Annotated in this window: 4 protein-coding genes, 1 pseudogene and 2 other annotated features; all 5 genes and pseudogenes read right to left on the bottom strand. The window is 43.1% G+C overall.

From position 1 onward, the window contains the following. Positions 1-101 (bottom strand): annotated as a pseudogene (locus tag ACI35L_RS01355) (anthranilate/aminodeoxychorismate synthase component II); the annotation flags it as partial. After that, positions 82-1,470 carry an anthranilate synthase component I family protein gene (locus ACI35L_RS01350; protein WP_439802076.1) on the bottom strand — a complete coding sequence of 463 codons (1,389 nt, stop codon included), beginning with the start codon at positions 1,468-1,470 and terminating at the stop codon, positions 82-84. The gene ACI35L_RS01350 and the pseudogene ACI35L_RS01355, both read right to left, overlap by 20 nt. 50 nt (positions 1,471-1,520) lie before the next feature. After that, positions 1,521-1,746: a binding site (T-box leader), on the bottom strand. 41 nt (positions 1,747-1,787) lie between these two features. After that, positions 1,788-2,040, bottom strand: a binding site (T-box leader). A gap of 190 nt (positions 2,041-2,230) precedes the next feature. Next, entirely contained in the window at positions 2,231-2,869 is a 639-nt protein-coding gene (locus ACI35L_RS01345; RefSeq protein ID WP_439802075.1) for a Type 1 glutamine amidotransferase-like domain-containing protein, read from the bottom strand. Between the two features lie 91 nt (positions 2,870-2,960). Continuing rightward, positions 2,961-4,205 (bottom strand): 2-oxoglutarate dehydrogenase complex dihydrolipoyllysine-residue succinyltransferase, encoded by a 1,245-nt coding sequence (gene odhB, locus ACI35L_RS01340; protein WP_049670695.1) that lies wholly within the window; start codon positions 4,203-4,205, stop codon positions 2,961-2,963. Positions 4,206-4,220: 15 nt separating this feature from the next. Then, positions 4,221-7,067: a 2-oxoglutarate dehydrogenase E1 component gene (gene sucA, locus ACI35L_RS01335; RefSeq protein WP_439802074.1), complete on the bottom strand. Its 2,847-nt coding sequence runs from the start codon at positions 7,065-7,067 to the stop codon at positions 4,221-4,223. Positions 7,068-7,340 lie beyond the last annotated feature (273 nt).

Raw genomic sequence — 7,340 nt, 5'->3', positions numbered from 1 at the left:
AGGGCATTATTCCTTCTCACCACTACTTCTTCTCCCAGTTCGAGACAAAGCTGATACAGGTTATACGTAAACGAATCAACATTATCGATCAGTAAAATCATTTAAGGCAACCTCCTTTAAACCTGCTTTATGAAGCGTTTCATACCATTCATTTTCTGGAATGGAATCATGAACGATTCCCGCCCCAGATTGGCGATGGATTCTTCCATCCTTTACGACCGCCATCCGAATAGCGAGAGCCAAATCCATCCTGCCTTCAAAGGAAATAAATCCGACACCGCCGCCATATGCCCCTCTTTTCTCCTGCTCATGCGCCGAGATTAGCTCCATTGCCTTAATCTTCGGAGCACCTGAGACCGTTCCCGCAGGCAGACAGGCTTTCACAGCATCTAACGGGTGAATTGTATCTGCCATCGTACCCGTAATCTCTGAAACTAAGTGAATGACATTCTTATATTTCTCAATCTGCATGAAACGGTGAAGCCTAATGCTCTCTTTTCGGCAAATCCTGCCAAGGTCATTTCTAGCCAAATCAACAAGCATCAAATGCTCCGCCTTTTCCTTTTCATCGGAGAGCAGCTCCTCAATCAGCTGCTCATCCTCTCTATGTGTACTTCCTCTCCTCCGCGTCCCCGCAATTGGATTGGAATGAATAATCCCTTGATCAACGGCAAGCAGCCGTTCAGGTGAACAGCCAAAAACCTCGCAATCCTCGAAAGGAAGATAAAAGCTGAAGGAGGTTGACTGCTGTTCTTTCATCTCCCTAAAGCAGGCCAGGCTTGAACCATGAAAAACTCCCGTCCACCTTTGGGATAGCACAGCTTGAAAGATGTCGCCTTCCCTGATGTGATTTTTAATCGATTCGACCGCTTTCATAAAGGAGGCTTTCGTTGAGTTGCTGGTTAATGAACCAATCGAATAAGCGGCTTTCTCTTTCCCTCGCTCTCCAGTACAAGCTTGATCAAGCACACTTGCCATCTGTTCCTCCGCTTCCTCCGGTGAAATAGAGCTGCCGTACTGAATATGAATCTGCTGACACTCTTCTTCGTCTTTACCGCTGAACACGATATAATCTGAATGAAATAGCAGATGCAGATCATTCATACCCAGCGGGTCATCAGCCGGTATCTCTAAGTCCTCAAATTGAAAGGAGTAGGAATATCCGAAGTAGCCAATCGCCCCTCCTGCAAATGGAAGGGAGGATACTTCCTCACCTTGACTCGTCAGCCAGCTCTTCATATAGTCTTGGGCATCCTCCGAAATGATTTCCGTCGCCCCCTTAGACTTAACGGTTAAAATACCATCCCTTTGGACCACTTCAGCGTGCACATTAAAGGCAAGAATCCGCAGCCTTCCATGTTCAAGCGTCGGAAACTCTAATATGGCAACGTCCTTCATCCTTTCAAGCGCATAGGCTTTCTGTCTTTCTTCTCCTGAAATCATTCGTTTAAATACTTGCCGCTCCCTCATTCTTAATCTCCTCCAAATAAAAAATCCTCCATAAGCATAGAAACATGCTTATGGAGGACGTATGATCGTGGTGCCACCCCCGTTAGGACTCTATTCAGGTACGGAAAAATAGTTCGATACCCTATCCTTTTAACGGCGGAAACCCGGATTTCCCTACTGACGGTTCAAGAAATCACTCGAAAGCCCATTCACGGAAAGCCAGCATGCCGGTTCTCACCATTCCCGGCTCTCTGATATGCATCACTTACCGCTACTCCTCTTTCTTAACGTGTTAATCTTATTTAATTGTATACAAAAAGGGTCTTCCATCCTTATCAGATAAGGACGGAAGACCCGCGGTGCCACCTTAATTGATTGTCAAAAAGAACAATCCACTTTGAGACAGCTAGCTTCAACTGTCTGGCATTATATAACGGCTGCCACCACCGTTCAGGGCATACTAATCCACTAAATAAATGTTCTGCCTGAAAGCTCAGAAGTCCATTCACCAAAGAATTCGTACCGGTTCCCACCAGCCACCGGCTCTCTAAAACTCCTTCAAGGGCTACTCCTCTTCTTCAACGCCAATAATCTTATTCAACATATATAACGTTGGAATATATCCAATATCATCCATTGGTTTGATTTATCATAATTTAATTATTCTGAATTGTCAACCGATATTTTCAAAAATAATCCATCTAATCTTTTTAAATACTCATAATGAATTGACAAAACAGAGGACTCTCTCTTTATTCTGAAATGGTACGTATAAAAGGTCTTAAGTTTCCAATAGAATGAATTGGTCATCTTTCATTCTATGAATCACACAATTATTAACAACCTCGAACTCGCATAATCTTTCTTCTATGGTTTTACCTGTGCTGTCTTTAAAAATGTCCTCTCTATCGTAGTGAGGAAACACCATGAGTTCTACCAGGTTTAAACCGGTTAAATCTTCAAGGTTTACGTTATTCATTTCTGGCGTGAAAAATTGTACAATATGAATATTTGGTCCTAAAACGATAGCACCAGCACTGACACCAACAAATATTATATTTTGTTGGGATAAACGCCTAAAGATTTCTTCGGAACCGCTTCTTTTAATATGGAGTAATAAATGAAATGGATTTCCACCATTTATATAGATTACATCACAATTTAAAAGGACCTTTGGATCATCGTACTCTAAATCAAGAAAATTAATGAAGTTAAACCCCATATCTCTGAAATCATTGTATGCTTTTTGAACATATTTATTTTGTTCTTTTATCGGTGAGGCAGTTGTAATGATTGAAACCCTTAATTCACTTATTTTCCCACCAACTTCTTTTAGGAAAGTTGCTTTCATCTCATCAGTATGAAAACCATTAGAAGTTAAGAATAATTTCCCAACAATGATTACCTCCCCTCTATCCAATTAGTTGTCAGCCATTTTAACATGTTATCTAGGTAACGAAAACAGTAAAAAAAGAACAGCCATCAAAATGGCTGTTCTCTCCTTCATATAATCAACCTTCAAGCAATAAGCTTTCAGGATCTTCTACTAATTTCTTGATATTGGCTAAGAAGCTAACCGCTTCTGCTCCATCAACGATTCGGTGGTCATAGGAAAGGGCAATGTACATCATTGGACGATTTTCAATAGTTGTCTCGTCAATCGCAATTGGACGTAGCTTGATGCCATGCATTCCTAGAATACCGACCTGTGTACCATTTAAGATTGGTGTAGACATAAGGGATCCGAATACACCGCCGTTTGTGATGGTGAATGTGCCGCCTTGCAAATCTTGAAGGGCCAATTTATTATCGCGGGCCTTCTTCGCAAGGGTACCGATTTCTTTTTCGATTTCAGCGAAATTCATACGGTCTGCATCTCTTACGACTGGTACAACCAATCCTTCTGGCGCAGATACCGCTACACCGATATCATAATATTTCTTGATAAGCAGCTCATCCCCTTGGATTTCCGCATTTAGCATCGGGAATTTCTTCAATGAGCCGACAACTGCTTTTGTAAAGAACGACATGAATCCAAGCTTCACATCATTTTCTTTCAAGAAGGCATCCTTCCGTTTATTACGCAGGTTCATGATATTCGTCATGTCCACTTCATTGAAGGTAGTCAGCATCGCTGTATTGTGTTGAACCTCAACCAAGCGTTTAGCGATTGTTTGACGTCTTCTAGACATTTTCACGCGCTCTTCCGGTTTTCCGGATGGAGCCGGTTTTGCCTCTGGTGCTTTTTTCGGTTCTGGTTTTGCGGCCTTCGGAGCTTGCGCTTTATTTGGATCAAAGGATTCCACATCTTGCTTGCGCACACGTCCAAGCGGATCAACCGTTGGTACTTCAGATAGATCAATGCCTTTTTCACGCGCTAGTTTTCGGGCAGAAGGAGAAGCGACAGGCTGCTGGCCTTTTTTCACTTCCTGCTCAGGTGCTGGTTTACTTTGCTGTTCTTCTTGAGGTGCTTCTGCTTGTTTTGGTTCTTCCTTCTTCGGTGCAGGGGCACTTCCGCCGCCCTCTCCGTCTACAATGGCAATGGCTTCACCTACTAATACAGTGTCACCTTCCTCTTTTAATTGTTCCTTTAACACACCTGCATACTCAGAGATGATTTCCACATTTACTTTATCTGTTTCGAGTTCAACAATATAATCCCCTTTTTCAACTGTGTCACCCGGTTGTTTAAGCCACTGGGCTATTGTTCCCTCTGTAATTGATTCTGCCAATTCTGGTACGATAACTTCTGCCATTTTCTTTTTCCTCCTCTATTCGCGTGTAAGTGCACTTGTGATGATACGATTTTGAGCTTTTTTATGAATCGTTGGATCTCCCTCTGCTGGAGATGAACGTCTTCTTCTTCCGATATAATCCACTGTTACCCCTTCAGGTGCTGCCGCAATTAAACGCGGTTCAACAAATGTCCATGCACCCATATTCTTCGGTTCCTCTTGTACCCACATGATTTCTTTCAAATTAGGGTAGGAATCGAACAACTCTTTCACACCCGCAAATGGGAATGGATAAATCTCTTCGATTCTGACAATATGGAGCCAGTCCATATCTTCTTTTCCTTCGACTGCCTGTGCAAGATCAATCGCCATCTTACCAGTTGCACATAGGATTCTCTCAACAGCTTTTTTGTTTTTGCCGAGGCCGGGCTGCTCGATAAAGGATTTGAATTCTCCTTCACTGAACTCCTGCGGCTCACTCGCCACAACTTGATTTCTAAGTAAGCTCTTAGGTGTCATTAAGACGAGTGGACGAACCTCTTCCTTGCCTAGAATAGAAGCTTGTCTTCTTAAAATATGGAAATATTGAGCCGCACTGCTCAAATTCGCTACAGTCCAGTTATTTTCTGCCGCTAGAGACAGGAAACGTTCCAAACGAGCACTGGAGTGTTCTGGTCCTTGTCCCTCATATCCATGCGGAAGTAGCATGACAAGACCGGACTTTTGTCCCCATTTCGCCCTGCCGGCTGCGATGAACTGGTCAAAGAATACTTGAGCCGTATTGGCAAAGTCTCCATATTGTGCTTCCCAGAGAACAAGCGTGTCTTGAGAATACACATTGTAGCCGTATTCAAAGCCAATAACCGCTGCCTCAGATAATGGACTGTTATGGATCGCAAAGGATGCTTTCGCTCCTTCAAGCGTATGAAGAGGCGAGAATGTTTCACCTGTTTCAGAGTCATGCAGCACCAGGTTTCTATGGGCGAATGTTCCACGCTCTGAATCCTGTCCAGTCAGCCTGATTGGCGTACCATCCTTGATAATAGAAGCAAACGCAAGCGCCTCTGCCAATGCCCAATCCACTTTATTGCCCTCGTTTAAGGCATCGCTTCTTCTCATCAAAATTTTATCGAGCTTTTTGAAGACAGTGAAATTGTCTGGACGTTTAAGCAAATCTTGATTAATCTTTTGCAATTCACCCAGCTCTACCTTCGTCTCAACCTTTGGAATACCGGATTCAATAATCTTCGGTACATCTGCATCCTCTAGATTTGCATCCTGCTTCTCGCCGACTTGATTATAATAATCCTTCAGCATAGCCGCATGCTCATCCGCAAGGCGCTGCGCCTCTTCCTTCGTGATGACACCTTCTTCAACTAACCGCTCTGCATATACCTCCCGAGGAGTTGGGTGGGCATGCACAAGCTTGTACATTTCTGGATTGGTTGTCATCGGCTCATCCATTTCGTTATGGCCAAATCGTCTGTAGCCGATTAAATCAATTAGGAAGTCCTTTTTGAATTTCTCTCTATACTCATACGCCACAAGAGCTGCTGCAAGGACCGCCTCCGGATCATCGGCATTGACATGAATGATTGGAATTTCGAATCCTTTTGCAAGGTCTGATGAATACCTGGTTGAACGGGAATCTCTGCTCTCTGTCGTGAAGCCAATCATATTGTTCGCAATGATATGAATCGTTCCGCCTGTTTGATAGCCATTCAGCTGACTTAAGTTAAGCGCCTCTGCCACAACACCCTGACCTGGGAATGCCGCATCCCCGTGAATAATGATTGCCATGCTCGCATTAGGATCATGAACCGGATAGCCGCTCTTCGCACGGTCATCCTGAGCTGCTCTTGTGAAACCATTGACAATCGGATTCACGAACTCGAGATGACTAGGGTTGTTTGCAAGGGAAATAACCGCTTCTCTTGTATTCTCTTCCTTAATTTTCCTATCAGCACCAAGATGGTATTTCACATCACCTGTCCAGCCAAAGGTAACCCCAATGGAACCTTCGGAAGGAACAAGCTCTTTATTTGGTGCATGCTGAAACTCAGAGAAAATGTTTTTGTACGGTTTACCCAACACATGGGCAAGCACATTCAATCTTCCTCTGTGAGCCATTCCGATATTAATAGACTTCGTTCCGCCTCGAACCGATTTAGACACGATTTCATCTAAAAGAGGCACAAGGGAATCAACACCCTCTATAGAGAAACGCTTCTGGCCGACAAACGTCTTATGAAGGAACTTCTCAAATCCATCTACTTCTGTCAAACGTTTCAGAATTCTCTTCTTCTTCTGATCCGGAAGCTTAAACCCTGAAGCCGTACTTTCTACCATCTGCGTAAGCCATTTCTTTTCATCGAGGTCATGCACATGATCCAATTCAAATGCAATCGTCCTCGTATAAAGCATTTTCAAATATTCAATAGCTTCATAGCCATTAGTCAATTTTTTTGGAATAAATTCGCTGATTATCGACGCTGGCATCGCTTTCAAATCTTCGGTCGTTAAACCGTACTGTTTCAAGTCAAGATCGATGCCGTTTCGTTCCTTTTGATATAAAGGATAAATGTTCGCGGCCAAATGACCATTCGTGCGAATATCCTCTGCCAGCTTTACCGCTTGTGCAACCTTATAAAGAAAATCAGAAGCACCAAACCCCTTCGCAGTAAACGCTTGATTGCTGCTCTCCCTTACTTGACCAGCTTCCTCAACGACCGGAGGCCCCCACTGCTCAAATAAACTCGCTAATTCCGGATCCACCGAAGCCGGATCCGTTTCGAAAACTTCGTACATTTCCTGAACATATCCCAAGTTAGGACCTTGGAAATCGAGCCAAGGGTTTGTCGTATCAGGTGTATTAGGTTTCATCGAGAAATCCCCCTGTTATCCTTTGTTTTGCTTTAAACTTTCGACCAAAATACTATATTATAATAATCTTTATCCAAAAGTCGGAAGGATAAAACATTTCCGACATTATTCTACCATGATTTGGCTCTAAGACTCAAAGGTTTGAACTTAAAATTGAAAAAATTATGAACTTTATTGATTAAAAGAATGATATTGAAGTAATAATGAATAGCAATTCAGTTTTATAGGGGCGGAAAGGTAGGTTTTATGAGTGAGAGTGGACTGGTGGATTGA

The organism is Pradoshia sp. (genome assembly GCF_051873915.1).
In the GTDB taxonomy this organism is placed as follows: Bacteria; Bacillota; Bacilli; order Bacillales; family Pradoshiaceae; genus Pradoshia.
Note: the sequence above shows the minus strand (reverse complement) of the source record. Positions and strands in the feature narration are given on the sequence as shown.

Bases quoted from the DNA above. Each gene is read 5' to 3' on its own strand.
- ACI35L_RS01350 (WP_439802076.1), bottom strand. From the start codon at position 1,470: ATGAGGGAGCGGCAAGTATTTAAACGAATGATTTCAGGAGAAGAAAGA.
- odhB (WP_049670695.1), bottom strand. From the start codon at position 4,205: ATGGCAGAAGTTATCGTACCAGAATTGGCAGAATCAATTACAGAGGGA.
- sucA (WP_439802074.1), bottom strand. From the start codon at position 7,067: ATGAAACCTAATACACCTGATACGACAAACCCTTGGCTCGATTTCCAA.